Raw genomic sequence first — 23,785 nt, 5'->3', positions numbered from 1 at the left:
GCCGATCCAGCAACACGTGACCTGTCCGCCAGGCGCAGCCTGGCGGATCGAACGGCGAGGCGCGATCTGGGCGACCGGTCGGCGAACGTCCTCAGGGGGAGGAGCGCCATGGAGCGCTACACGGTGATCTCGGCGGACTGCCACGGGGGCGGTGCCATCGGTGACTACCGGCCGTACCTTCCAGCGCGGTTGTTGCCGGAGTTCGACGCGTGGGTCGCTGCGTTCGAGAACCCCTACCCCGACCTCGACGGCGCCGCGGGCGGGCGCAACTGGGACAGCGATCGCCGCTTGGCCGAGCTGGAAGCCGACGGCGTGGCCGCCGAGGTGATCTTCCCGAACACCGTGCCCCCCTTCTTCCCGCAGGCATCGCTGGTGCACCAGCCGCCTGCGGCGACCGCGGGCGACTTGGCGCTGCGGTGGGAAGGTCTCCGCGCGCACAACCGCTGGCTGGCCGACTTCTGCGCGGCCGCGCCGGGGCGACGGGCCGGCATCGCCCAGATCCTGCTCCACGACGTCGACGCCGCGGTCGACGAGATTCGGTGGGCGGCGGGTGCCGGGCTGACGGGCGGCGTGCTCCTTCCGGGCACGCCGCCCGGCTCGGGCCTCGCCCCGCTGTACGCGCCCGACTACGAGCCGATCTGGGACGCGTGTGACGAGCTCGGCCTCCCGATCAACCACCACACGGGCAGCGCCTCGCCCGACTATGGCGACTACCCCGAAGCCAAGGTCATGTTCTTGGTGGAGGCCACCTGGTGGGCGCACCGGGCGCTGTGGCAGCTGATCTTCAGTGGGGTGTTGGAGCGCCACCCGAGTCTGCGCTTCGTGTTCACCGAGCAAGGCACCGCGTGGGTCCCCGAACAGCTCGCCACGCTCGACAGCTTCGCCCGTCGGATGTCGGCGTCAGTCGGCTCACAAGAAGCGGCCTGGGGCAAGGAGCTGATGGCCAAGCTCTCACTGCTGCCGAGCGAGTACTGGGCGCGGCAGTGCCATGTCGGCGCCAGCTTCATCCGGCCCGCCGAGGTCGACATCCGCCACCGGGTGGGTGTCGAGCGGATCATGTGGGGCAGCGACTTCCCGCACCGGGAGGGGTGCTGGCCGTTCAGCACCGAGCATCTCCGCCTGTCGTTCGCTGGGGTGCCCTCCGACGAAGTCGCCGCCATGGTCGGCGCCAACGCGGCACGCGTCTACGGGTTCGACCTCGACGCGTTGGGCGCCGTCGCGGCGCGCATCGGCCCCGCGGTCGACGAGGTTGCCCGACCCCTCGACTCGTCCGACATCCCCACCGAAGCCTTGCGCTGCCCGACGTTCGCGATGGCCGCCGCTGATCCCGCCACCGCGCCCGCCAGGCCATGAGCAAGGCGCCAACACCCGACCGAGGACCCGAGCCCGATCCCAAGAGCCCGTAGTGGACCACGAGGGAGGAACGCCGATGGGACGAATCCGCTATGGCGCACGCACGCCCGAACAGCTGCGCAACCGGGAGGTGCAGGCCACATCCGTCGGCGCGTGGGCGACGTCGCTCGTGGCCGTGTACGAGACCGACCCGGAGATCATCGCCGCGGTGCTGCCGCCGCCGATCGAGGCCGGCGACGAGCCGCTGGTGAAGGTCACGATCGCGTCCGTCGACCTGGGTCGGCCCGGGCTACCGGTCTTCGGCGCCGGGTCCTTCTCGGTGGCGGCCCGCCACGAGGGGACGGCCGGCTGGTACGCGCTGGTGATGCCGATGACCACCGAGCAGTCCGTGATCGGGGGACGCGAGACGTTCGGTGAGCCCAAGAAGCTCGGGCAGGTGGAACTGGCGCGCGACGGCGAGCGGGTGACCGGCACGATCGCGCGGCTCGGCACCACGTTCATCGAGGTGGGTGGCACGGTGGGCGACCCGGTCGACGTGATCGACGGCACGCGCACCGACTTCTACTTCAAGTTCCTGCCGGCCCCCGACGGCAAGGGCTTCGACGACGAGGCGTCGCTGGTGTACTGCCACCGGGAGGAGCAGACGCGCGAAGCACGCTCGGTCGACGGAACGGTGACGTTGCGGGAGTCCCGCTTCGACCCAGTGGCCGACTTGCCGGTTCGCCGCGTCCACCGGATCACCTTGGCCGAGCGCCAGAGCCGCCAGTGGGGCGAGATCGTCGGGCGGGTACCCGCCGAGTGGCTGGTCCCGTACGCACATCAGCGCTATGACGACTTGTCGCCGGTGGGCGACGACTGATGCCGGTCCCCGAACTGACCGGGCGGGTGGCCGTGGTGACCGGCGGCGCGAGCGGCGTCGGGCGCGGCATGGGCGAGGCGTTCCTCGCCGAAGGGATGAAGGTCGTGCTCGCCGACATCGAGGAGCCGGTGCTGGCCGCTGCAGTCGCGGAGATCCACGCCGCGCATCCCGACGCGGAGGTGAGCGGGTTCGTCACCGACGTCACCGACTTCGAATCCGTCGAGGCGCTCCGCGACGAGGTCCTGGCGCGGCACGGGGCCGTCCACCTCGTGTGCAACAACGCCGGGGTCGGTGCGGGCGCCGCCGGCCAGATGTGGGACCACACGCTGTTCGACTGGCGCTGGGCGCTCGAGGTGAACGTGTGGGGGATCATCCACGGCATCAAGGCGTTCGTGCCCGCCATGTTGGAGGGCGGCGCCCCAGGTCATGTGGTCAACACCAGCTCCGGCAACGGCGGCGTGGCTCCCCTCCCGAGCACGCCGATCTACGCGCTCAGCAAGTCGTCGATCGTCACGTTGAGCGAGTCGCTGTACGCGCAACTCGAGCAGACCGCACCCGGGCGCGTCGGCGCATCGGTGCTGTTCCCCGGCCCGAGCGTGCTGCGCACCGGTCTGTTCACGTCGGCCCGCAACCGGCCCGGGCGCTACCTGAACCCAGGCGCCCCGGCCCGTCCGCCCAGCAGCATCGAGGCGTTCGAGAAGTCACTGGCCGACCGCGGCATCGTCCTCGACTACACGCCGGTCGAGGAAGTGGCGGCGCGGGTGGTCGACGCGGTGCGCGCCGGGACGTTCTGGATCCTCCCGCCGAGCGAGCGCACCGACCAACAGATCCGAGCCCGCGCCGACTCGATGCTCGGGCGGACCAACCCCACGTACATCAAGGAAATCGGAGCCTGACGTGTCCGACCGCTACCTGATCATCTCCAGCGACTGCCACGCCGGCCTGCCCAACGAGCAGTACCGCGAGTGGCTCGACCCGGAGTTCCGCGACGTGTTCGACAAGGCCTTGGCGGAACGGGCCCGCCTCCGCGAGCTGGCCACCCGCGGGATCCTCAACGAGGACTTTGCCGAGCAATGGGAGCAGGAGAACCACGAAGGCCTGCGCGGCGGATGGGACGCCACCCGGCGCGACAAGGAGCTCGACGCCGACGGCGTGGTCGGCGAAGTCATCTTCCCGGACGCCGACGCCGTCTCGGGCGGCGCGTCAGCCCCGTTCGGGGCGGGGCTGTCGGCCGGCAGCGATGTCCCCACCGAACTGTTGATGGCGGGAGCCCGCGCTCACAACCGCTGGTTGGCCGAGTTGTGCCACGAGTCGCCCGAGCGCCGGGCCGGTGTGGCGATCGTGCCGATCTACGACCCCGACGCAGCCGTCGCCGAGATCACCCGAGCCCGCGACGCGGGGTTGCGGGGCGGCATCTTGATCCCGTCGATGTGGGGCTCGCACGCGCCGTATCACGACGCGCGATACGAGCCGGTGTGGGCTGCGTGCGCCGACTTCGGCATGCCGGTCCACGTCCACTCCGGCTCGGCCGACAAGGAGGCGTACGGCGCGTACGTCGGCATGTATGTGACCGAAGTGCGGTGGTGGTCAGCCCGCCCGTTGCACTTCCTGTTGTGGTCGGGCGTGTTCGAACGGCACCCGACCTTGCGGTTCGTGGTCACCGAATGCGGGGCGTTCTGGGCGGCCGACCTGCTGTGGACGATGGACGCCGTGTACGACCGCGAGCACGGCGCCCGCAAGCTCGGCGAGCAGCTCACTGCCGGGCTGTCGATGCGGCCAAGTGAGTACTTCGACCGCAACTGCGCGATCGGCGCGTCGAACACCCGGCGCCGCGAGCTCGCCCGGCGCTACGAGATCGGCGTCGGGAACCTCATGTGGGGCAATGACTTCCCGCACCCCGAAGGCACCTGGCCGCACACCCGCGAGTGGCTGCGCAACGCCTTCCACGACATCCCGGTCGACGAGACCGCCGCCATGCTCGGCGCCAACTGCGCCGAGCTGTACGGGTTCGACCAGGTCGCGCTCCGGCCGCTCGCCGACCGCATCGGCCCATCGCCTGCCGACCTCGGCCAGACCGGCGACGACCTTTCCAAGTGGGACGACTCGAGAGCTGCCGGGCGACCTTGGCTCAGCGGCGCCGAGGCGACCCCGATCCCGATGGGGACCTGACATGGGTGATCCGCAGTTCGACCCGTTCGAGCCGGGCTTCGATGCCTGGCCCTACGACCAGTACCGGCGGCTCCGGGAGGCCGGGACCGTGCAGTGGTCGGAGTTGCTGTGCGGCTGGCTGCTCACCGGCTACGACGACGTCACCCGGATCTTGCGCGACAAGACCGTCAGCAGCGACCTCAACAAGGCCAAGCCGTCAGCCGTCGTCGACCTGCTCCGCTCCCGGGGCGGCGACGAACCGAGCGAGCCCACGTCGCTGGTCCTCACCGACGAGCCGGCGCACGGCCGGCTCCGCAAGGCGTTGGCCGCACCGTTCACCGCCCGCTCGATCGAGCGGCTGCGCCGGTCGATCGCGGCGCGGGTCGACGACCACCTCGACCGCTTGGTCGCCCTCGACCGCTTCGAGCTGATCGACGACTTCGCCTACCCGCTTCCGGTCGAGGTCTTCTGCGAGATGCTCGGCATCCCGGCCGAGGCGGGTGCCCAGTTCCGGCGCTGGACCGCGGCGGTCGCTCGCAGCCTCGATCTGGTGATCAGCGAGGAGGACTACGACGCCTGCATGGCCGAGCTCGACGAGATGGAGGCGTACCTCACCACGCTCGCCGATCAGCGGAGGGCCGAGCCCACTGACGACCTGCTGTCCGCGCTGGTCCACACCGACACGGGCGAGGGACCGCTCACCCCTGACGAGCTCGTCGCGCAGCTCATGACGCTGTACGTGGCGGGCCATGAACCGACCACCGCCTTGATCGGCAACGGCATGGCGGCGCTGTTCCAGCACCCCGACCAGCTCGCCCGCCTCCAGGCCGCCCCGTCGCTCGTCCCGGCCGCCGTGCAGGAGTTCCTGCGCTACGACGGGCCCAACCAGTTCGTGCGCCGGATCGCCATCGAGCCGCTGGCATGGGGCGAGCACACCATCGATGCCGGCGACGTGATCTACGTCGGGGTCGGCGCCGCCAACCACGACCCGGCCCAGTGGGGCGCCGACGCCGACGCGCTGCGCATCGACCGGCCCGACGCGGCGCAACACGTGCAGTTCGGCGGCGGCATCCACCACTGTCTCGGCCACCACTTGGCCCGCGCCCAGGCCGAGGTCGCGCTGACCGCCTTGCTCACCCGGCTGCCCGACCTCCGGCCGGACGGCGACGTCACCTGGTCCGGCCGCATGACGCTGCGCAGCGTGGCCCACGTCCCCCTCGCCTTCGGCCCCTGACCGAGGCGCCACCCCCCTTGCCATCCGGCGCGGCCTCCGGGGCCGACCTGCCCTCCCTTGCCCCAACGGGGCGGGGACCCGGCCGACCCGGCCTGATTTCACTCGAGCCCCCCCTTCCTCCCCCCAACGGGGCGGGGACCCGGCCGACCCGGCGCGGCGGGAAGGCGGTCGCGCCGGGTGAACCCGGCGCGCGAGCGGGCGAACCCGGGACGCGAGTTGTGGATGACGGGTCCGTGGTTGCACTCTGGTGCACGTGGCTCAGCCCCGATACGACACGGTCGAACCCGACACGCTCGGAGACCCGACCGGCGCCGCTGGTCCCCGCGGCTGCCCGGTGCACCACGCGCTGCAGGTGACCGAACCCCTTCCCACTGCCGGCTGCCCGGTCGCGCACCACGGCGCAACCAGCCACGGCGCCCCGGTCGCTCAGCACGGGACCACCACCGACGGCGCAACCAGCCACGGCGCCGCGGCGGCCACCACCACCGGGCCGTGCATCGACGACACCATGCGCAAGCTGCTGCGCATCAAGCCGACCACCCCGAACGACGACGCGGGTGCGCACCGCATCTTCGAGGTGTCGATCCTGATCTCCGCGGCTCGCTGCCTGCTGACCTACGTCTTCTTCCCGATCGTGGCCCCCGCGGCCGGTGCCGCCACGGGGATCGGCCCCGCCATCGGCCTCCCGGTCGGGATCATCGCGCTGGTCTTCGACGTGCTCGGCATCCGGCGCTTTTGGGCTGCCAACCACAAGTGGCGCAAGGAGATCACGCTCCTGTACCTGGTCGTGATCGCGTTCGTGTCGGTCCTGCTGGTCCGCGACATCGTCCACCTGCTCACCTGAACAGGTCGGCCGAGCAGCGCGCCTACGGCGGAGGGAGGCGGACCGGTCACCCGATCCGCCCGCTCATCGCCGGGTCAACCCTGCGGCTGGTTGGTGCTGATCATCCATGGGACGCCGAAGCGGTCCTTGGTGACGCCGAAGCCCGGCGAGAAGAACGTCTGCCCGAACGGCACTTCCACGTCGCCACCCTCGGCCAAGGCGTCGAACACGCGGTTGGCATCGGCGACCTCGTCTGTCGTGTAGCTGACGTACATCCACTGCACGGGTCCGAAGTTCTCGGCGCCGGTGTCCGACGCCATCAGGAAGTCGTCGCCGACCTCGAGCGCGGCGTGGATGATCAGATCGCGGAACTCGGCGGGCGGAGCATCCGCGCCAGGCGGCACGTCATTGCCGGTCAGCAGCACCAGGTTGCCGCCAAAGATCTCGTGGTAGCGGGTGAACGCCTCGCGGGCGTTGTCGCGGAAGTTGAGGTAGGGCTGGAATGCCATCAGTGGCTCCTCGGGATGGGGATGGACCGTCGCACGTTCCGACGCCGCCCCTCACCGGAACTCATCGCGCCCGAACAAGACCGCTGCCGGCCTGGCCCATCCAGCGCGCCCTCAACACGGCCACGACCGTCGCGCTCGACCCGTCGCGCCCCGAACAAGACCGCTGCCGGCCTGATCCACCCAGCGCGCCCTCAACACGGCCACGACCGTCGCGCTCGACCCGTCAGGCGACGATCTCGCTCGTCTGCATGACGGGGGCGATGGTCGTGTAGTTGGCGACGTCGGCCATGACATCGGCCGTCCCGGGCGCGCTCATCGCCGACTGGATGGCCTCGACTGAGTCGAACTCGAAGTGGACCGCCGCTTCGTAAGGCCCGTCGAGCCCCTTGTCGATGGCGGCCGACGGCAAGCCCCACGTCTTGCAGGCCAGCGGGACGTGGTTGTTCTTGTAGTAGTCGTGGTCGAACTTCGCGCCCTCGGTCTTCGGGTAGAACACGCTGAGTCGGATCATCGGAGCACCTCTCGGTTCGTCGTGGTTCGTCTCGTCGGCTGCGGGGCCCGCCACCGGAGTGGACGGCGACCGTACCGGCAGGACGCTAACCGCCTGCCGCGACTGCAAGGATGCGCCCGTGAACACCAGCCGGCTCGAGGCGTTCAGCGACGGCGTCCTCGCCATCATCATCACGATCATGGTCCTCGAGCTGAAAGTGCCCGAGGGCCACACCTTCACCGCCTTACGTCACGCCGCCGGCACCGGGATCCTCACGTACCTGCTGAGCTTCGTGTACATCGGGATCTACTGGAACAACCACCACCACATGTTCCAACTCACCGAGCGGGTCACCGGTGCGGCCATGTGGGCGAACCTCAACCTCCTGTTTTGGTTGTCGCTGTATCCGTTCACCACCGGGTGGATGGACGAGAGCAAGTTCGCCGGCACGCCCGTGGTCGTCTACGGCGTGAACCTCCTCGCCGCCGCGGTGGCGTGGAAGATCCTCCAGACCGCCATCGTGCGGGGCCAGCCCGCCAACGCGCGCTTGGCCGAGGCGCTCGGGCGCGACGTGAAGGGCCTGCTGTCGCCGGTGTTGTACGTGGCCGGGATCGTGGCCGGCGCCTTCAGCGGCCCCGACGCCCGCGCCGTCACGTGGATCGCGATGGCGTTCTACGTCGCCGTCGCGGTGATGTGGCTGGTGCCCGACCGTCGCTTCGAGCGCGCCGTCACCGCGACCAACGCCCCCCACACCACCCCCTGACCCCCAGCCGCACCGCCCACCGCTCCGGCCGCGCGGCCAACCGCCAAGATCTTCCGATTCGCGCAATTTTGGCGGCATAGCAGCCACTTCTGCACGAATCGCCGGATTGTGGTCGCCAGCGGCGGGTCCGGCGGCAGTACGGTCGGCGCGTGATCGAGCGGCGACCGTTTGGCCGGACCGGCCACGACAGCACGAGGCTCATCTTCGGGGCCGCCGCCCTGAGCAGGATGCGCCAGGACAAGGCCGACGAAGTGCTCGCCACCGTACGTGCGAGCGGCATCAACCACCTCGACACGGCCGCGTCGTACGGCGACGCCGAGCTGCGCCTCGCTCCGCTGCTCTCGGAGCACCGCGCCGACTTCTTCTTGGCCACCAAGACGGGCGAACGGACCGGCGACGGGGCCCGGGCCGAGCTCGAGCGCTCGCTCACCCGGCTCGGCGTCGACCACGTCGACCTGGTCCAACTGCACAACCTGGTCGAGCCCGACGAGTTCGACGTCGCACACGGGCCGGGTGGCGCGGTCGAGGCGCTGGCGAGGGCCCGAGACGAAGGACTGGTCGGCGCGGTCGGGGTGACCGGTCACGGCCTGCGCATCGTCGATCGGCACCTGGCGAGCTTGGAGCTCTTCGACTTTGCCTCGGTGCTGTTCCCCTACAGCTACGTGCTGCTCCGCGACGCCGGCTACCGAGCCTCGGTCGAGCAGTTGCTGGGCGTGTGCGCCGACCGTGGCGTGGCGGTGCAGACGATCAAATCCGTGGCTCGTCGCCGTTGGGCGGCCGATGCCAGCTCGCCTCGGTACTCCTGGTACGAACCGCTTCCGGTCGGCGCTGCGCTCACCCGGGCGGTGGCGTGGGTGTTGTCGAACCCGCAGGTGTTCCTGAACACCTCGAGCGACGCGACGTTGCTCGAGGCCACCATCGCCGCTGCGCAGGGGCAGCCGACCGCGCCATCCACCGCCGAGCTCCATGCCGACGTGGCGGCCGAGGACATGTCACCCCTGTTCGACGGCGACGCGCGCGAGCGCATCTGACCCCCCGCCGACGACCCCGACCCACGACCCACGGCCGGCGACCAGCGACCAGCGACCAGCGACCAGCGACCAGCGAGACGGCGGTCAGCGGGGAGTGAACGCCATGCGGAGGGAGCGGACGGCGCCGGCGAAGATGTTCGGCTCGATGTCGGGGCCTTCGAGCACGCGCAAGTCGGCGAGCCGGCTCGTGAGCTCGGCCAGCAGGAGTCGCAGCTCGAGCCGGGCGAGCGAGGAGCCGAGACAGAAGTGGGTGCCGAACCCGAACGACACGTGCGGGTTCGGGCTGCGGGTGATGTCGAAGCGATACGGGTCGTCGAAGATCCGCTCGTCGCGGTTGGCCGACGGGTACAGGAGGATCACCCGGTCGCCCGCCGCCACTGCCACATCCCCGATGTGTCCGTCACGGGTGGCGGTGCGGAAGAAGTTGTTGAGCGGCGTCACCCAGCGGATCAGCTCCTCGACGGCACCGGCCACCAGCGACGGGTCCGCGGCGATCGCTTCCCACTGATCAGGGTGGCGCGCCAGTTCCGCGAGGCCCCGCGCGATCACCGTGCGGGTGGTCTCGGAGCCGCCGGAGATGAACAGGCCCGTCTCTTGCACGATCACGTCGTCGCGCATGGGACAGCCGTCGAGCTCGGCGTGGGCCCAGACCGACGCGAGGTCGTCGGCCGGCTCGGCACGGCGCGCCTCCACGATGGGTCCGATGCGGGGCGCGAACTCCATGATCGCCGCCATGAAGTCCTGCATCACCGCGGGGTCGGCCATGATCTGGTCGATGCGCATCAAGCGCTCCGACCAGGTGCGCAGCGCGGGTGCATCGGCCTCGTCGAACCCGATCAGGTGCGCGGTGAGCCGGGCGGGCAGCACGGCGGCCAGCTGGTCGACCACCTCGAGCTCGCCCGCACCGATGAACGAGTCGACCAACTCGGTGATCGTGGCCCGCAAATGGGGCTCGAGTCGTTGCACCGACTTGGGCGTGAAGCGCCGCGAGACCAGGCTGCGCTGCGCGGCGTGGTCGGGGTCGTCGAGAGCGATCATGTCCTGCTCTCGGTACGCGTCGGTCGACGCCAGCGCGCGATAACCGCCTCCGCTGCAGAACAGGTCGTCTTGGCGTTCGACGCTGATGACCTCGTCGTGGCCGAGCACCGCCCACAAGCCATTGGCCTCGTCGCGCCATACGGGCCCCTCGGCGCGGAGCTCCCGCAACGTGTCGTGCATCTTGTCGAGGTCGGCGTAGAACGCCGGGTCGAGCAAATCAGGCGTGGTCATCGGTCTCCTCTTGCCAACTCGCCGTCAGCCCTCGCCACCGGCCGCGGGTGTCGTGCGCTCGGCCACGATGGCCTTGCCGACCCCTTCGGCGACCAGGTCGACGTCGAACACCGTGTGCGCGCAGATCATGTGGATGTCGCGGTGCAACCGCTGGAGCTCGTTGTCGAGGTAGTGGACTGACGCGCCGCTCGACTGCATGATCTCGCGCACCACCTCGCGGCAACGCCGGACGACGTGCGCGATCGCCAAGCGCAGCTCGAGTTGCGCGAGCAGGTCGAGGTCGATGGTGCCGTCGACGTGGTCCTGCATGCGGGCGACGATGCCGCTCATGAGCAGCTCGATGGCGTCGACCTCCACGCGGAGGTTGGCGAGCCGCACTTGGGTCGGCACGCGGTGGCTCTGTGTGCGCTTGGTGCCGAACATGACCCGGTCGAACAGCCGGGACTCGAACAGCACCAGCGCCCGCTTGGCCGCGCCCACCGCAGGCATGGCGGCGGTGAGCGACAGGAACGGGGCCACCGGGATGCGGTGCAGGTACGGGTCGCCGGGCCGGGCAGTGAGATGCGGCGGCGGGAACAGCGAAACCCGTCGCTCGGGCACGAGCACGTGGTCGGCATGGATGTCGCGGCTTCCGGTGGCGGCCATGCCGTCGACGTGCCAGGTGTCCTTCACCTCGACATCGCCGACCCGGGCGAGGAAGTTGCGAGCGACGTCGTCGTCGCCGATCTTCCCGCTGAGCAGCACCCAGTCGGCGTGGCAGATGCCGGTGCCGAACGTCCAGTGCCCCGACAGCGAGTACGTACCGTCGCCGTTGTCAATGGCACGACCCGTCGGGTTGACGCTGCCGGGCGCGAGCACAAACGGCTGCCCCCCGAAGACCTCGTCCTGCAACTCGTCGGCGAACATGGTGAGCAGCCAGTTGTGCTCCATGTAGAAGGTGGTGATCCACCCCATCGACGGGTCGGCTTCGGCCACGGCGACGCCGATGTCGAGGTACGTGGCCAGGTCGATCTCGTAACCGCCGTAGCGGGCGGGGACGAACGAGCGGAACACGCCCGTGGCCTTCAGGGCCTCGATCACCTCGTCGAGCGGCCGTCGTTGCGCCTCGGCCTCGAAGGAGGTGGCGGCGATGGTGGGCACGACGGCGCGCACGCGCTCGACGAGCCCTTCAGCCGGTGGCCCGCCGTGGTCGACCCCGCCCTCGGCAGCCATGGTCAGGACTTCTGCTCGAGGAACTCGACGACGTTGCCTTCGGGATCTTCGACCATGGCGATGCGGATACCGGGCATCAGTTGCAGCGGCGGCAGGGGGATCGGCGCACCGGCGGCTTCGCACCGGGCAACTGCCGCGTCGATGTCATCGACGCCCATCGTCCAGTACCGCAGGCCAGTGCCTCCGGCCGACCCGCCAGGCGGGTTGGCGGCTTCGGGGGTCGACGCGTGGGTCACCAACTTGACCACGCACTCGCCGACGGCGAGCTGCCACATGTGCGACCCGCCGGGGATGTCGAAGTCGAACAGCTGCTGCAGCCCGAGCGCCTCGGAGTAGAAGGGCAGGCAGGCGTCGATGTCGCGCACGACGATCCCGATGTCGATGTGGGTGCCCATGGTTCAGGTGTCCTTCCCGTTGGTTGGCGCCGCGCCGGGGCGCGGTCCGATGAACTTGTCGACTTGGCCGGTGTCGAAGTACTCGTACGCCCGGCTGATCATCCCGTTGCGCACGTAAGCCACGAAGCAGACCTCCATATGGCCTTCGAAGCCGTCGGCGCGGGTGACGTAGATGGTGTGCTGCTGCACGAAGCCGCCCTCGAACACCCGCACCCGGCGATCACGAAAGCGCGTCTTCGGGTTGGTGGCCATGCCCTGCTTCAGCATGGCGAGGTTGTCGGCACGGCTCTGGTACAGGCAGTCGTGGGAGTGCCAGATCATGGCCTCGGGCGCGTAGCAGGACTGCAGCGTGTCATAGTCACGCTGCTCGAGGGCGTCGAAGAACCGGTCGCACAAGGCGAGGGTCTCGGAGTCCTTCCTCATCGGGCTCGCCTCATGTGGGTCCTCTCGCGTCGGGCCGTGGCCCGCCCATCCAAGCCGCGAACTTCGACGTGTCCATGTACTCGTCGATGCGGGTGATCTTGCCGTCGTGCACTCGACCGACGATGCAGATCCACAGCGCGCCGACATGCCCGGTGTGCATCACGCCGCGCAGCGTGTACTGGATCACGAAGCCGTCGGCGAAGGCGTTGACGATGCGGTCGTCGTACGTGCGGCGGCGCTGGCCGGCGTAGCTGTCGGCGTACTTGGCGAGGTTCTCGGCCTTGGTGGTCTCCCGGCCGAACACGTTGTGCCAGATCACGCAGTCATCGCTCATGATCTCGTCGAGCACGTCGACTCGACCGTCCTGGTACGCGTCGAAGAACCGGTGGCACAGCTCCCGTACGTCGTCCTCGTCCGTCACGCCGGCGGCTCGGTGGCTCATGACGGCGACCCTTCGCGCGGCGCACGTGGGCGCGTGTAGTGGGTCGAGTCGAGGTACTCCCACAACCTCGTGATCAGCCCGTCGTGGACTTCGGCCACGAGGCAGGCGGTGAGCGGCACCTTCGCGCCGTCGTGCGCCACGACCTCGCACGTGTACTGGGCCATGAACCCGTCGTCGAAGGTGTGGATCTGGCGGTCGTCGTAGTTGCGGCGACGGTGGAGCGCTTTGCCCTTGTCGATCGCCGCGAGGCTGTCGGCCCGGCTGATCACCTGGTTGGTGACGTTGAACCACATCGTCATGTCCGGCGCGTACAGCGCGTCGATCGCGGCCACGTTGCCTTCCTCGAGCGCGTCGAACAGGGCGTGGCACACGCGTCGGTGGACCCGGTCGGTGGGGACGGTGGTTGGTGGCATGACGGCTGGCCGATCACCCGCGCGAGGTCGACTGGGCGGACAGTTGGTGCTCGGTGCGAGCCAGCGCATCGAGCACCGAGTCGCGCCCTTGCGCGATGTGCTCGGCCATCAGCCCGGCCGCGCGGGCGGCGTCGCGTCGACACATGGCCTCGGCGATGAGGTGGTGGAAGGTGTCGGACCGGGCGACCTCGGCGGGACCGAAGTTGGAAAAGGCCTGGAACACCAGCGGGATGTCGACCGTGCGGGCGAGCATCGTGGCGAGCCGATCATGGCGGGCGGCGGTGAGGATCACGTCGTGGAAGCCGCGGTTGGCCTCGTGCATGCGGCGGATGCCCGCCAGCGTCTCCGCGTCGCCCTTCGCGACGGCCTCGCTGAAGCGGTCGGCCGCGGCGACGAGCTCGCCGAGCTCGCCTTCGGTGGCCCGCTCGGTGGCGACTTCGACCGCGTAGGACTCGAGCCGGATCCGCAACCCGTAGAGGTCGACGACTTCGGTCTCGGAGATCGGCCGGACCATCGCGCCGCGGTTGCGCACACTGACCACGAGTCCTTCGGCCTCGAGCATGCGCAAGGCCTCGCGCACCGGCGTGCGCGACAGACCGAGCTCGGCCGCGAGCCGCTGCTCGACCAGGCGGTGGCCCGGCGGGTAGCGGTTCTCGACGATCGCTTCGCGGACCTGTGCGTACGCGTGCGCCGCCCCGGCGTCACTCAACCCTCGGCCCCGGACTGGTCGTACGCGATCTGTCGACCGAGGTTCTCGGGTTGGTAGTCGTCGGGCGCGGCGATCTCGACGATTGGATCGGCGCGCTCGTCGTACTCCAACCGCAGCGCCACGGAGATCACCGCGTGCATCGTGTACATCATCGTGATGTACGTGAACTCGAGGATCTGCTCGTCGGTGAAGTGCTCGTGCAACACGTCGAACAGCGCGTCGTCGACGCGCCCGAAACCGTGGACCAGTGCGTCGGTGTAGGCCAGCAGGGCGCGCTCGGGCGCGTCGAACAGGTCGGAGGTCGACCACGCCTTGATGGCCGCGATCTTGTCCTCGGGGAAGCCGAGCGCCCGGCAGGACTTGCAGTGCTGGGAGAACACGAACTGGCTGCCGACCAGCCAGCCCGCGCGCGTCTGTCCGAGCTCCCGGTGGCGGGGCTTCATCTTGCGGTTGGGGCTGGCGTACAGCCCGAAGCCGCGGCAAGCGTGCTCGAGCACGTCGGGCGAGTTGGCGAACACGGTCCACCAGTCGCCCGGGGTGCCGGTTGCCGTACCCGGCTCCTTCACCGGGTCGCGGTCGCCGAACAGGCGCTGGTACATGGCGAGGACGATCGGCGCATCGGTGTCGTCGCGGGAGATCTGCTGAAGTCGAGGCATCGCCTGTTGTATACAAAGCCTGGCCCTTCTTGGCAAGGGCCTGTGCATTTGCCCGGGTTCTCTTGACCACTCCGCACAGATGGTGTGCAATGAGGGCGTCAGCGATGCTCCGGGGGGATCACATGGCCGCTGCCGAGCAGCACACCAACACCGAGTTCGAGTTGCGTGGGTTCAACCACTTGGCGCTCGTCTGCCGTGACATGGCCGAGACGGTCGAGTGGTATGAGGACAAGCTCGGGATGAAGCTCGTGAAGACCCTCGAGTTGCCGGGTGGCCACGGCCAGCACTTCTTCCTCGACATGGGCAACGGCCGCGACGGTGTGGCGTTCTTCTGGTTCCCGAACGCGCCCGAGGGCGAGCGTGGCGTGGTCTTGCAGGACCAGTTCGGTGTGACCGCGATCGGCTCCACCAACCACATCGCGTTCGACGTCCCACCCGAGAAGTTCGACGAGTACCGCGCCAAGCTCAAGGCCAAAGGCGTGCCGGTCACCCCGATCATCAACCACGCCAACTCCCTCGACGGCGGCCACAAGCCCGACTACGACGCGGCCACCGACGACGGCGACGTGTTCATCCGCTCGATGTACTTCACCGACCCCAACGGCGTGCGCCTCGAGTTCGCCTGCTGGACCAAGGTCCTCGACGACTCCGACGTACGCCACGCCCCCGCGACCGCCCGCACCGAAGCACTGGCCTGACAGCGGGGCGGCGGCCGGAGCCCGCCCCGACCGCGTCGGCAGACGGCGGCGCTCAGACCGCGACGTGGAGCGTGGCGACCATGCCCGACGTGACGTTGCCGGTGACCGTGGCGAGCTCCGTCGACCAGCCGTCGCCGAAGACCATGTCCTGGGAGATCGGGGTCTGCGGGTAGTTGCGGGCGCTGGCCTCATAACCGGAGGTGGCATAGACCGCCTCGCAGGCCGCAGTGGGCAGCGCGAGCTGCGACGTGCGGAGCTTGTGCCCTGCCTTCGTTGCGGAGGCGACGCTGTCGTAGACCTCGAAGTGGATGTGGGGATAGCGGCCCGAGTACGCGCCGGGGAAGACGGTCGCGAACGACACCTTCCCGTCCTTGTCGCTGGCCTGCACGCCGCGCAGGTAGTTCTCGTTCTGCGCCGAGCCGGTGTACAGGGAGTACTCACCGCCGGGCGTGCAGTGCCAGACATAGATCGCCGCGCCAGCTTTCGCGGCCCCGCCGTTCGCCAGGTCGATCAGCCGGAACTCGACCGTGAGCGGCACCCCCGTGACCGAGCCGGACGCGTCGCCGAAGCTGCGGCGGATGTCGCGGCGGACGATGCCCGACTGGGTGAGCGCGTTCGGGCCGTTCGACCCGTCGCCGGGGTACGGGCCGGCGGTCTCCTCGGCGACCTCGGTCGAGGTCGACCCACCGGTGGCACCTTGGTCCTCGTCGACCGACCCTCCCGACGATCCGGATCCCGTGCCCCCGCTGGGGCCGCCGTTGGGAGCACCCGGGGGTGCGGCGGGGTCGCCACTACGTCTGGTGGTCGATGTGGTGGTGGCGTCCGAGGACTTCTGCGACGACCCACACGCGGCCAGGCCAGCGGTAGCCAACCCGGCGGCCAGCAGGCTGAGCGCTCGCCGCCGGCCGACGAAGCGCGGCAGGTCGCGGGCCAGCCCACCGAAGTCGTCGCCCGCGTCACCGGCGTCGTGGGCGTGGCCGGGGTCGTAGGCCCCACCCACGAGGTGGGCGTCGTCGGAGTCGTGGCTCGACCGCGCCGCCGCGCGCGCTCGTGGCGGCCGACCCGCCCCAAACGCACACGGCTCGGGGGATGGCGGCGTGTCGGGATCGGCGATGTCGAGGTCGGTCGGGTTGCGGTGGTGGGGCACGGGTCCTCCTGGGTCGCCAACAGCGTCGCGGCTGAACCTGGGCGTTCGCTGGACGCCAGCGGACAGACCGCGGGGTGCCGGCGTGGCGGGCGGGGTGGTCTGCGAGACGCCACGGCGCGACGCCAACACCGCCGGCGACGCCCGCGTACCGGCCCGCGACGGTGGAGACGGCAACCCGGCGCGGCACGATGGTGGCGGTCCCGCTGGCCCGAGGAGGACACGATGGAACCATCTGGCTACGTGGAACGGCCCGACTACCGCGTCGACCTGCTGGTCCGGCGCAACGAGGTCACGGCCTGGCTCGGCGACACGTTGCTGGCCCGCACCACCTCGCCGCTGCTCGTCGACGAGCAGGACCACGGCCTGGTGGTCTACTTCCCGCGCGACGACGTGGAGGTGGCACTCACACTGGATCCCGACACCACGTCACGCTGCCCGTACAAGGGCCAGGCCTCGTACTGGCGCTTCGCCGGCGACGGCGACGCGCCGGTGTGTTGGAGCTACGACGAGCCGTACCCGCAAGTGCGACAGATCGCCGGGCACGTGGCCTTCTACCAGGACCGGGTCCGCGTGCAGTTGGGTGTGGCCACGCCGGCAGTGGTCGGTTACCCGCGCTGACCGCGGCGCCGCGGCGCCGACTTCAGGCCGCGACCGCCCGACGGTGAGCCGGCGCCCACCAGCGGCCGCAGTGCACGCACAGCCCCGGGTCGACCGATGACCACTCGTGGCCCCGCCGGGCGCAGTCGTCGGCGCAGTCGGCCATCACCCGGTCGCAGTCGTCGTCGGCGGCGCAGTGCCCCGGCAGGAACTCGGCGTCGGGCGATCCGAGCCGCTCGATCTCCATGCCCACGATGCTACGAACGTCCTGTGACCGTGACGCGGACCCGTGCGCGCTCGTGCAACCGGCGTCGGCGTTTTCGTTATGGCGACGATATGCACCGGTTCGTAGCCTCGCCCGGGTGCGCGTGCTGGTGGTCGAGGACGAACCGTTCCTTGCCGAGGCCGTCCGTGACGGGCTGCGACTCGAGGCGATCGCAGCTGACATCGCCCTCGACGGCGACGCGGCGCTCGAGCTGCTGCGCGTCAACGCGTACGACATCGCAGTGCTCGACCGCGACATCCCGGGCCCGTCCGGCGACGAGATCGCGGCTCACATCGTGGCATCCGGCAGCGGACTCCCGATCCTCATGCTGACGGCCGCCGACCGGCTCGACGACAAGGCATCGGGCTTCGAGCTCGGCGCCGACGACTACCTCACCAAGCCGTTCGAGCTCAGGGAGCTGGTGCTGCGTCTCCGGGCACTCGACCGTCGCCGTGCACACAACCGGCCACCGGTGCAGGAGATCGCGGGGCTCCGCCTGGACCCGTTCCGCCGCGAGGTCTACCGCGACGGGCGCTACGTCGCCCTCACCCGCAAACAGTTCGCGGTGCTCGAAGTGCTGGTCGCCGCAGAGGGCGGGGTGGTCAGCTCCGAGGAGCTGTTGGAACGGGCCTGGGACGAGCACGCCGACCCGTTCACGAACGCGGTGCGCATCACGGTCTCGGCGCTGCGCAAGCGGCTCGGCGAGCCGTGGTTCATCGCCACCGTGGCCGGCGTCGGCTACCGCATCGACACGGGCCAGCCACAGGAACGACACCGCCGTGGATAGGGAGCCGGGCATGAGCGTCCGCATGAAGCTCACGCTCAGCTACGCGGGGTTCCTGATGCTGGCAGGCGCCGTGCTGCTGGTGGCCGTGTGGCTGTTCCTGCTGCGCTACGTGCCCGATCAGGCGATGCTCGTGACGCCCGGCCTCGAGCTCCCCGGCGTCTTCCCGGTGCGCTCGCGCCTGCTGCGCGAGTTCGCGCCGCGGGCCGCGGCGGTCATGGGTGGCCTGCTCGTGTTCGGCTTGGCCGGCGGGTGGATTCTGGCGGGCCGCATGCTCGCCCCGCTCTCGCGCATCACGGCTGCCACCCGTTTGGCGGCCAAGGGATCGCTCGCCCATCGCATCGAGCTCGAGGGGCACGACGACGAGTTCCGAGAGCTGGCCGACTCGTTCGACGTCATGCTCGAGCGGCTCGAGGCGCACGTGGCGGAGCAGCAGCGGTTCGCCGCCAACGCATCGCACGAGCTGCGCACCCCGCTCGCGATCACGCAGACCTTGCTCGACGTGGCACGCAACGACCCCGACCGCCCGAGCAACGAGCTCGACGAGCGCCTGCGGAGCGTCAATGCCCGGGCGATCGACCTCATGGAAGCGATGCTGCTGCTCAGTCGCACCGAGCAAGGATCGTTCGTGCGCGAACCCGTCGACCTCTCTCTCGTCGCCGACGAAGCCGCGGAGACCATCGCCCCACTCGCGACCGACCACGGCGTGACCATCGAGACCAGCGGCGACCTCTCGTACACGATGGGCTCGCACCCGCTGCTGTTGCAGCTCGCCACCAACCTGGTGCACAACGCGATCGTCCACAACGTGCCCGAGCACGGATCCGTGTGGGTGGCCACCTCGGCAGGCCCCGACTCGGTGGTGCTGTCGGTCGAGAACACCGGTGCCGTGCTGTCGCCGCAGCTGGTGTCGACCTTGACCGAGCCGTTCCAGCGCGGCAGCGGCCGCATGCGAAGCGACCACGTCGGCGCCGGCCTCGGGCTGGCCATCGTCGACAGCATCGCCCGCGCCCACGACGGCACCCTCACGCTCACGCCGCGCGCAGACGGCGGCCTGCACGTGGCGGTGCGACTGCCGCTCGCACCGCCGAAGCAGGTGGAGCGCCATCGCCAACCCCCGCGGACGTCTACGTGATCGGGAAGTCGTAGTACGTGGCCGGATGTGGCTCGCGCTCGAGCGTGTAGTGCCACCACTCGCACTCGTACGCGCTGAACCCGCTGGCCGCCATGATCGTCCGCAAGTGCCGGCGGTTGCCGGCGGCTGCCGCCGACAGCCCCGCGGCCTCGTGGTGGGAGATCCGGTCCATCAAGTCGTGGTCGCCGCCCATCCCGACGAGGTCGCCAGTGGCCAGCTCGTACAACGTGAGGTCGACGGTGCTGCCCCGGCTGTGGCCCGACCGAGCGGCCACGTACCCCTGCTCGAACATGTCCGGACGTTCGATGTTGGGGTAGTGCCGCGACTTGGTCCGTCCATCCTCGGGCTCGGCCGCCCAGCGCAAGAACCGGTCGACGGCGCGCTGGGGGCGGTAGCCGTCCCAGACCAGCAAACCGAATCCGAGCGTCGCCGCCCGATCCCGTGCCCTCTCGAGGCCGGCGCACAATGCGGTGGTGCCCACGATCCGGTTCACGAGGTACCCGTCGACCGGCCGGCCGGTGAAGTTGTCCCATGTGGCGTACTTGGCGTCCCAGCGGATCCCCGGCACCCATTCGTCGACGAAGACGAAGTCGTCGATCACCGCAGCGCTCCGACCCGCCGCCCGACCAGGGCCAAGGACACCACCCGGTCGAGCACCTCGCCGAGCGGGATGCCAGCGGCCGCCATCATCCGCGGATAGCGGCTGTAGGAGGTCAGGCCCGGCATCGTGTTGACCTCGTTCAGCACGACCGATCCGTCGTCCCGGAGGAACAGGTCGACGCGGGCCAGGCCTCGGCAACCGAGCGCGCGGTAGACCGCCTTGGCCGTGTCCTGCACGCGGGCACGCGAGGCAGCCGGGATGTCGGCGGGCACGATCGGCGTCGAGTTCTCCGACCCGGTCTCGGGGCTGTCCTCCTGGTGGATCCGGAAGAACCCGTGCGACAGCGCGATGTGGTCGACCTCGCCCACGACGAGGTCGCCGCCGTTGCCGAGGATCGCGCATCCCACTTCGCTGCCGACGACCGCTTGTTCGATCAAGACCTTGCCGTCGTACTGCCGGGCCACCTCGAGCGCCCCCATGAGCCCGTCGCTGTGCTCGACCTTGCTGACGCCAAACGACGACCCCGACCGGGCGGGCTTCACGAACACCGGGTAGGCAAGCTTGGTCGGGTCGACCTGCTCGCCCGGCCGGAGGCTGCGGAAGTCGGGCGTGGCGATCCCCGCGCTGCGCACCACCGTGTACGCGAGCGACTTGTCCATGCACAGCGCGGAGCTCTGCACGTCGCAACCGACGTAGGGGATGCCGGCGAGCTCGAACAAACCCTGCATCGCGCCGTCCTCGCCGAGCTTGCCGTGCAGCACCGGCAGCGCCACGTCGAGCGGGATCGTGTCGACGCGCTCACCGTCGAAGACCACCAGGCCGTGCGTGCCCCGGTCCGGCGAGACGACGGCCGGCCGGCACACGCCCTCCGCCCAGCTGGGGTCGGGGCCATCGCACAAGTTCCACCTGCCGTCCTTGGCGATGCCGACCCAGAACGGCTCATACCGCTCGGGATCGAGGTGCCGGGCGACTTCCTGCGCGGACTTCACCGAGATGGGGTGCTCCTCGGAGCAGCCACCGAACAAGACACCGATCCTCAAGCGAGCCATGCGGCATCTCCGATCCCGAAGTTCAAGCAGCTGACGATGCTGTGTTCGACCATGTCGCGAAGCGCGTGGTCGGTGCGGTACGCGGTGTGCGGGCTCACGACCACGTTCGGCATGGCTTGCAGCCGCGCCACCAGATCGCGCCCGCGCGGAACACCGCCGGCGTCACGGACCTGCCCGCCCCCTCCTGGACCGTCGACGTGAAACGCGCCCTGCTCGCCTTCGATCACATCGAGCGCGGCCCCTCCCAAGTGCCCACAGTCGAGGGCGTCGACGAGCGCCGCCGTGTCGACCAGGCCTCCACGACTGGTGTTGACAACGATCGCGCCCGGTTTCAGCTGGGCGATGCGGTCGCCGTCGAGGAGGTGCCGGGTCGACGGGTCGAGCGGAACGTGCAGGGTGACGACATCGCTCTGCGACAGCAGAGCCTCGAGCGCGACATACGTCGCGTCGGCGCCCGGAAGGGTGTCGTGCGCGAGGACCCGGCACCCGAAACCCCGCAGGCGGGCGATGACCGCCGAGCCGATGCGGCCGGTGCCGATCACACCCACCGTCAAGTCGCGCAGCTCCCGGCCCGGCCGGTCGCGGAGCGCGTAGTCGTGGAGGTCGGCCCGACGCAGCAGCGACTTGGCGTCGCGCAGCGCCATCAGCATCAACATGAGCGTGTAGTCCGCGACGCTGTCGGGTGAGTACGCGACGTTGCCCACCGTGATACCGATGCGCTCCGCGTACGCGACGTCGAGATGGTTCTGCCCGATGCTGCGCGTCGACAAGAACCCCACGCCGGCGCGCCGCAGCGCGAGGAGCGCCGCGTCGTCGATCGGCGACCTGTGGCTGACGCTGATGCAGCGGTTCCCGGCAGCCAGCTCGGCGTTGGCGACCGACGGTGGCTCCTCGGTGACCCTCACGGCGACCCCGAGGCGCGGCGCGAGCTCGCGAAACAGCGCGGCTTCGTCCTCCACGCATCCGTAGGCCGTGATGCCTTGCGCCGGGGTGATCGCGGTGGCCAGGGCCCCCATGGAGCGGACCCGACGGGCTGCCGCTCGAGCTGTCATGCGTCCGAGTCAACGAAACCGGCTGTTGCCGACGCGTACGCGGTTTTCGATATGTCACCGATACGTCGGAGTGCGGCTGCCCGCGCAGCGACGAAGACGGCCGCGCGTGTGTTCGGAGTGCAGGTGGCGCGAGGTACGATCGAGGCGGCGACGGCGCCTGCCGAGCCACCGACCGCGAGCCCGTGGAGGAGCCGTGGCCCGACGGCGTGGAACCACAACCTCCAACTTCGGGGTGGGAGCGCGCGAGAACCACGACGCCAGCGCGTTCTACGGCCGCTTCCGGCCGCCCGAGCTGTCGACCGAGACTGACGTGCCCCCGCCCGCTCCGGTCGCCAACCCCTTCGTGCACGGCGACTCGCGGTCGATGGATCAGGTCGCCGACGGCTCGGTGGCGCTCGTCGTGACGTCGCCCCCCTACTTCGCCGGCAAGCAGTACGAGGAAGAGCTCGACCGAGAGGGCGTGCCGAGCTCTTACCTCGAGTACCTCGGGCTGCTCACCGATGTGTTCGCCGAGTGCGCCCGCAAGCTCGAGCCCGGAGGCCGAATCGCGGTCAACGTGGCGAACCTCGGCCGACGCCCGTACCGGAGCCTGTCAGCCGACGTGATCCGCATTCTCGAGCACGACCTCGGCCTGCTGCTGCGAGGCGAGCTGGTGTGGCAAAAGGGCGAAGGCGCGAGCGGCTCGTGCGCGTGGGGGTCGTTCCGCAGCGCCGCCAACCCGGTGCTGCGCGACCTCACCGAGCGGGTGATCGTGGCGAGCAAGGGCCGGTTCGACCGTGCGCAGACGACCAAGGCTCGCGCCGCCAAGGGCCTCCCCCACCGCAGCACGTTGGGCGCCGACGACTTCATGGCGCTCACGCTCGACTTGTGGGAGATCCCGCCCGAGAGCGCCCGGCGGGTGGGCCACCCTGCGCCGTTCCCGGTCGAGCTGCCCGAGCAGCTCATCTCGCTGTACACGTTCGAGGACGACCTCGTGCTCGACCCGTTCATGGGCAGCGGATCGACGTTGGTGGCCGCTGCGATGCTCGGACGCCGGTACGTCGGCTACGACCTCGACCCGTCCTATGTCGCGCTCGCCGAACAACGAGTGGCCGATGCCCTGGCAGCCACCGCCCCGGGCCCGACGCGCGGCGGCGACCGGGTCGGCGACGGACAGGTCGACGGCGGACAGGTCGACGACAGCCAGGTCGACGACAGCCAGGTCGACGACAGGCAGGTCGACGACAGGCAGGTCGACGGCGGGCTGATCGACGGCGGGCTGTCGGCCCGCAAGCTCGCCGAGGCTGCCGTGACCGAAGCCGGCTTCACGATCGAGCGCACGAACCGACCGCTCGCGGGCACGGCGGTGGCCGTGTCGATCGTTGCCACCGACGCGCGCGGATCCAGTTGGTACTTCGACGTGGCCGGTCCCCACACCCGGCGCCGCGGCGGGCTGGCGCGCGCCGAGCAGGTCTGGCGCACGATCGGACGGGCCGCCGCGGTGCGTGGCCGCGACCCCGCCGCGCCACCGTTCGTCGTGTTGACCACCGAGCTCCCCCGCCGCCGCACCGACGGCGACACGGCGTTGCGCGCGGCGGGACCAGGCCTGTTGTTCGACGTGGTCGACCTGCGTAGCCACGACGCGCGCGCACGGCTGGCGGCGTACGCCGCCGCGCCGGGATCACCGGATCCGCTGGCCGGCTTCTGGACGACCGGCGACCTCGACGGGCGACACACCTGAAACAACCT

General features: G+C 70.2%; 28 protein-coding genes. 13 read left to right on the top strand and 15 right to left on the bottom strand.

Annotation, left to right across the window (positions count from 1 at the left end; genetic code table 11):
• The first annotated feature begins 108 nt into the window (after positions 1–108).
• The 6 genes from VHA73_11890 (at position 109) to VHA73_11865 (ending at position 6,438) form a co-directional block, all read left to right on the top strand.
• The gene (locus VHA73_11890) at positions 109–1,353 is read left to right on the top strand and encodes an amidohydrolase family protein (GenBank protein HVX18724.1); all 1,245 of its coding nucleotides are present in this window, start codon (positions 109–111) and stop codon (positions 1,351–1,353) included.
• A gap of 76 nt (positions 1,354–1,429) precedes the next feature.
• Positions 1,430–2,212, top strand: coding sequence for an acetoacetate decarboxylase family protein (locus VHA73_11885; protein HVX18723.1), 783 nt, complete (start codon positions 1,430–1,432; stop codon positions 2,210–2,212).
• On the top strand, positions 2,212–3,108 hold the full coding sequence (locus tag VHA73_11880) for an SDR family NAD(P)-dependent oxidoreductase (protein ID HVX18722.1): 897 nt from the start codon (positions 2,212–2,214) through the stop codon (positions 3,106–3,108). The genes VHA73_11885 and VHA73_11880 overlap by 1 nt, the downstream gene beginning before the upstream one ends.
• Position 3,109: 1 nt before the next feature.
• Positions 3,110–4,381 carry an amidohydrolase family protein gene (locus VHA73_11875; GenBank protein HVX18721.1) on the top strand — a complete coding sequence of 424 codons (1,272 nt, stop codon included), beginning with the start codon at positions 3,110–3,112 and terminating at the stop codon, positions 4,379–4,381.
• 1 nt (position 4,382) lies between these two features.
• Complete coding sequence (locus VHA73_11870) at positions 4,383–5,594, top strand: cytochrome P450 (GenBank protein HVX18720.1); 1,212 nt, start codon at positions 4,383–4,385, stop codon at positions 5,592–5,594.
• A 253-nt stretch (positions 5,595–5,847) separates the two neighbouring features.
• On the top strand, positions 5,848–6,438 hold the full coding sequence (locus tag VHA73_11865; protein HVX18719.1) for a hypothetical protein: 591 nt from the start codon (positions 5,848–5,850) through the stop codon (positions 6,436–6,438).
• A gap of 74 nt (positions 6,439–6,512) precedes the next feature.
• Here VHA73_11865 and VHA73_11860 read toward each other — a convergent pair whose 3' ends face one another.
• Together VHA73_11860 and VHA73_11855 are read right to left on the bottom strand one after the other, a co-directional pair.
• On the bottom strand, positions 6,513–6,926 hold the full coding sequence (locus VHA73_11860; GenBank protein HVX18718.1) for a VOC family protein: 414 nt from the start codon (positions 6,924–6,926) through the stop codon (positions 6,513–6,515).
• 223 nt (positions 6,927–7,149) lie between these two features.
• Entirely contained in the window at positions 7,150–7,437 is a 288-nt protein-coding gene (locus VHA73_11855; GenBank protein ID HVX18717.1) for an EthD family reductase, read from the bottom strand.
• A gap of 118 nt (positions 7,438–7,555) precedes the next feature.
• Here VHA73_11855 and VHA73_11850 point away from each other — a divergent pair, with 118 nt between their 5' ends.
• Positions 7,556–8,179: a TMEM175 family protein gene (locus VHA73_11850; protein ID HVX18716.1), complete on the top strand. Its 624-nt coding sequence runs from the start codon at positions 7,556–7,558 to the stop codon at positions 8,177–8,179.
• 149 nt (positions 8,180–8,328) lie between these two features.
• Positions 8,329–9,210, top strand: coding sequence for an aldo/keto reductase (locus tag VHA73_11845; GenBank protein HVX18715.1), 882 nt, complete (start codon positions 8,329–8,331; stop codon positions 9,208–9,210).
• A gap of 84 nt (positions 9,211–9,294) precedes the next feature.
• On the opposite strand, the gene VHA73_11840 is transcribed toward VHA73_11845, so the two are convergent.
• Genes VHA73_11840 through VHA73_11805 form a run of 8 tightly spaced genes read right to left on the bottom strand, consistent with a single transcriptional unit; the run spans position 9,295 to position 14,729 of the window.
• Entirely contained in the window at positions 9,295–10,479 is a 1,185-nt protein-coding gene (locus VHA73_11840; GenBank protein ID HVX18714.1) for a cytochrome P450, read from the bottom strand.
• A 24-nt stretch (positions 10,480–10,503) separates the two neighbouring features.
• Entirely contained in the window at positions 10,504–11,691 is a 1,188-nt protein-coding gene (locus VHA73_11835) for an acyl-CoA dehydrogenase family protein (protein HVX18713.1), read from the bottom strand.
• Positions 11,692–11,693: 2 nt separating this feature from the next.
• The gene (locus tag VHA73_11830; protein HVX18712.1) at positions 11,694–12,086 is read right to left on the bottom strand and encodes a VOC family protein; all 393 of its coding nucleotides are present in this window, start codon (positions 12,084–12,086) and stop codon (positions 11,694–11,696) included.
• Between the two features lie 3 nt (positions 12,087–12,089).
• Positions 12,090–12,509, bottom strand: a complete 420-nt coding sequence (locus VHA73_11825) for a nuclear transport factor 2 family protein (GenBank protein HVX18711.1) — start codon at positions 12,507–12,509, stop codon at positions 12,090–12,092.
• 10 nt (positions 12,510–12,519) lie between these two features.
• The gene (locus VHA73_11820; GenBank protein ID HVX18710.1) at positions 12,520–12,951 is read right to left on the bottom strand and encodes a nuclear transport factor 2 family protein; all 432 of its coding nucleotides are present in this window, start codon (positions 12,949–12,951) and stop codon (positions 12,520–12,522) included.
• Complete coding sequence (locus tag VHA73_11815) at positions 12,948–13,364, bottom strand: nuclear transport factor 2 family protein (GenBank protein HVX18709.1); 417 nt, start codon at positions 13,362–13,364, stop codon at positions 12,948–12,950. The genes VHA73_11820 and VHA73_11815 overlap by 4 nt, the downstream gene beginning before the upstream one ends.
• A 13-nt stretch (positions 13,365–13,377) precedes the next feature.
• Positions 13,378–14,073 (bottom strand): GntR family transcriptional regulator, encoded by a 696-nt coding sequence (locus tag VHA73_11810; GenBank protein ID HVX18708.1) that lies wholly within the window; start codon positions 14,071–14,073, stop codon positions 13,378–13,380.
• On the bottom strand, positions 14,070–14,729 hold the full coding sequence (locus tag VHA73_11805) for a carboxymuconolactone decarboxylase family protein (protein HVX18707.1): 660 nt from the start codon (positions 14,727–14,729) through the stop codon (positions 14,070–14,072). Before VHA73_11805 ends, VHA73_11810 begins: the two co-directional genes overlap by 4 nt.
• A 122-nt stretch (positions 14,730–14,851) precedes the next feature.
• On the opposite strand from VHA73_11805, the gene VHA73_11800 reads away from it, so the two are divergent.
• Positions 14,852–15,427: a VOC family protein gene (locus VHA73_11800; GenBank protein HVX18706.1), complete on the top strand. Its 576-nt coding sequence runs from the start codon at positions 14,852–14,854 to the stop codon at positions 15,425–15,427.
• A gap of 52 nt (positions 15,428–15,479) precedes the next feature.
• Here the strand turns inward: VHA73_11800 and VHA73_11795 are convergent, their stop codons facing one another.
• Positions 15,480–16,574: a hypothetical protein gene (locus VHA73_11795; protein ID HVX18705.1), complete on the bottom strand. Its 1,095-nt coding sequence runs from the start codon at positions 16,572–16,574 to the stop codon at positions 15,480–15,482.
• Positions 16,575–16,796: 222 nt separating this feature from the next.
• Between VHA73_11795 and VHA73_11790 the strand changes: the two genes are divergently transcribed.
• A complete protein-coding gene (locus VHA73_11790) occupies positions 16,797–17,192 on the top strand; it encodes a DUF427 domain-containing protein (protein ID HVX18704.1) in 396 nt (131 codons plus the stop codon).
• 22 nt (positions 17,193–17,214) lie between these two features.
• Here the strand turns inward: VHA73_11790 and VHA73_11785 are convergent, their stop codons facing one another.
• Positions 17,215–17,418 (bottom strand): hypothetical protein, encoded by a 204-nt coding sequence (locus tag VHA73_11785; GenBank protein ID HVX18703.1) that lies wholly within the window; start codon positions 17,416–17,418, stop codon positions 17,215–17,217.
• A 115-nt stretch (positions 17,419–17,533) separates the two neighbouring features.
• On the opposite strand from VHA73_11785, the gene VHA73_11780 reads away from it, so the two are divergent.
• Together VHA73_11780 and VHA73_11775 are read left to right on the top strand one after the other, a co-directional pair.
• Complete coding sequence (locus VHA73_11780) at positions 17,534–18,223, top strand: response regulator transcription factor (GenBank protein HVX18702.1); 690 nt, start codon at positions 17,534–17,536, stop codon at positions 18,221–18,223.
• A gap of 10 nt (positions 18,224–18,233) precedes the next feature.
• Entirely contained in the window at positions 18,234–19,355 is a 1,122-nt protein-coding gene (locus VHA73_11775) for a HAMP domain-containing sensor histidine kinase (protein HVX18701.1), read from the top strand.
• Here the strand turns inward: VHA73_11775 and vanX are convergent.
• The 3 genes from vanX to VHA73_11760 are packed head-to-tail and all read right to left on the bottom strand — an operon-like array spanning position 19,348 to position 22,000.
• Positions 19,348–19,956, bottom strand: coding sequence for a D-Ala-D-Ala dipeptidase VanX (gene vanX / locus VHA73_11770; protein ID HVX18700.1), 609 nt, complete (start codon positions 19,954–19,956; stop codon positions 19,348–19,350). The genes VHA73_11775 and vanX overlap by 8 nt on opposite strands.
• Positions 19,953–21,005 (bottom strand): D-alanine--(R)-lactate ligase, encoded by a 1,053-nt coding sequence (gene vanA / locus VHA73_11765; GenBank protein HVX18699.1) that lies wholly within the window; start codon positions 21,003–21,005, stop codon positions 19,953–19,955. Before vanA ends, vanX begins: the two co-directional genes overlap by 4 nt.
• Complete coding sequence (locus VHA73_11760; GenBank protein ID HVX18698.1) at positions 20,993–22,000, bottom strand: NAD(P)-dependent oxidoreductase; 1,008 nt, start codon at positions 21,998–22,000, stop codon at positions 20,993–20,995. Before VHA73_11760 ends, vanA begins: the two co-directional genes overlap by 13 nt.
• A 289-nt stretch (positions 22,001–22,289) precedes the next feature.
• Here VHA73_11760 and VHA73_11755 point away from each other — a divergent pair, with 289 nt between their 5' ends.
• Positions 22,290–23,777 carry a site-specific DNA-methyltransferase gene (locus VHA73_11755; protein HVX18697.1) on the top strand — a complete coding sequence of 496 codons (1,488 nt, stop codon included), beginning with the start codon at positions 22,290–22,292 and terminating at the stop codon, positions 23,775–23,777.
• The last annotated feature ends 8 nt before the right edge of the window (positions 23,778–23,785 follow it).

The sequence above is a fragment of the Acidimicrobiales bacterium genome, assembly GCA_035547835.1.
Lineage (GTDB): Bacteria > Actinomycetota > Acidimicrobiia > Acidimicrobiales > Iamiaceae > DASZTW01.
The sequence above is the reverse complement of the archived record's forward strand: the minus strand, read 5'-3'. Positions and strand labels throughout refer to the sequence as shown.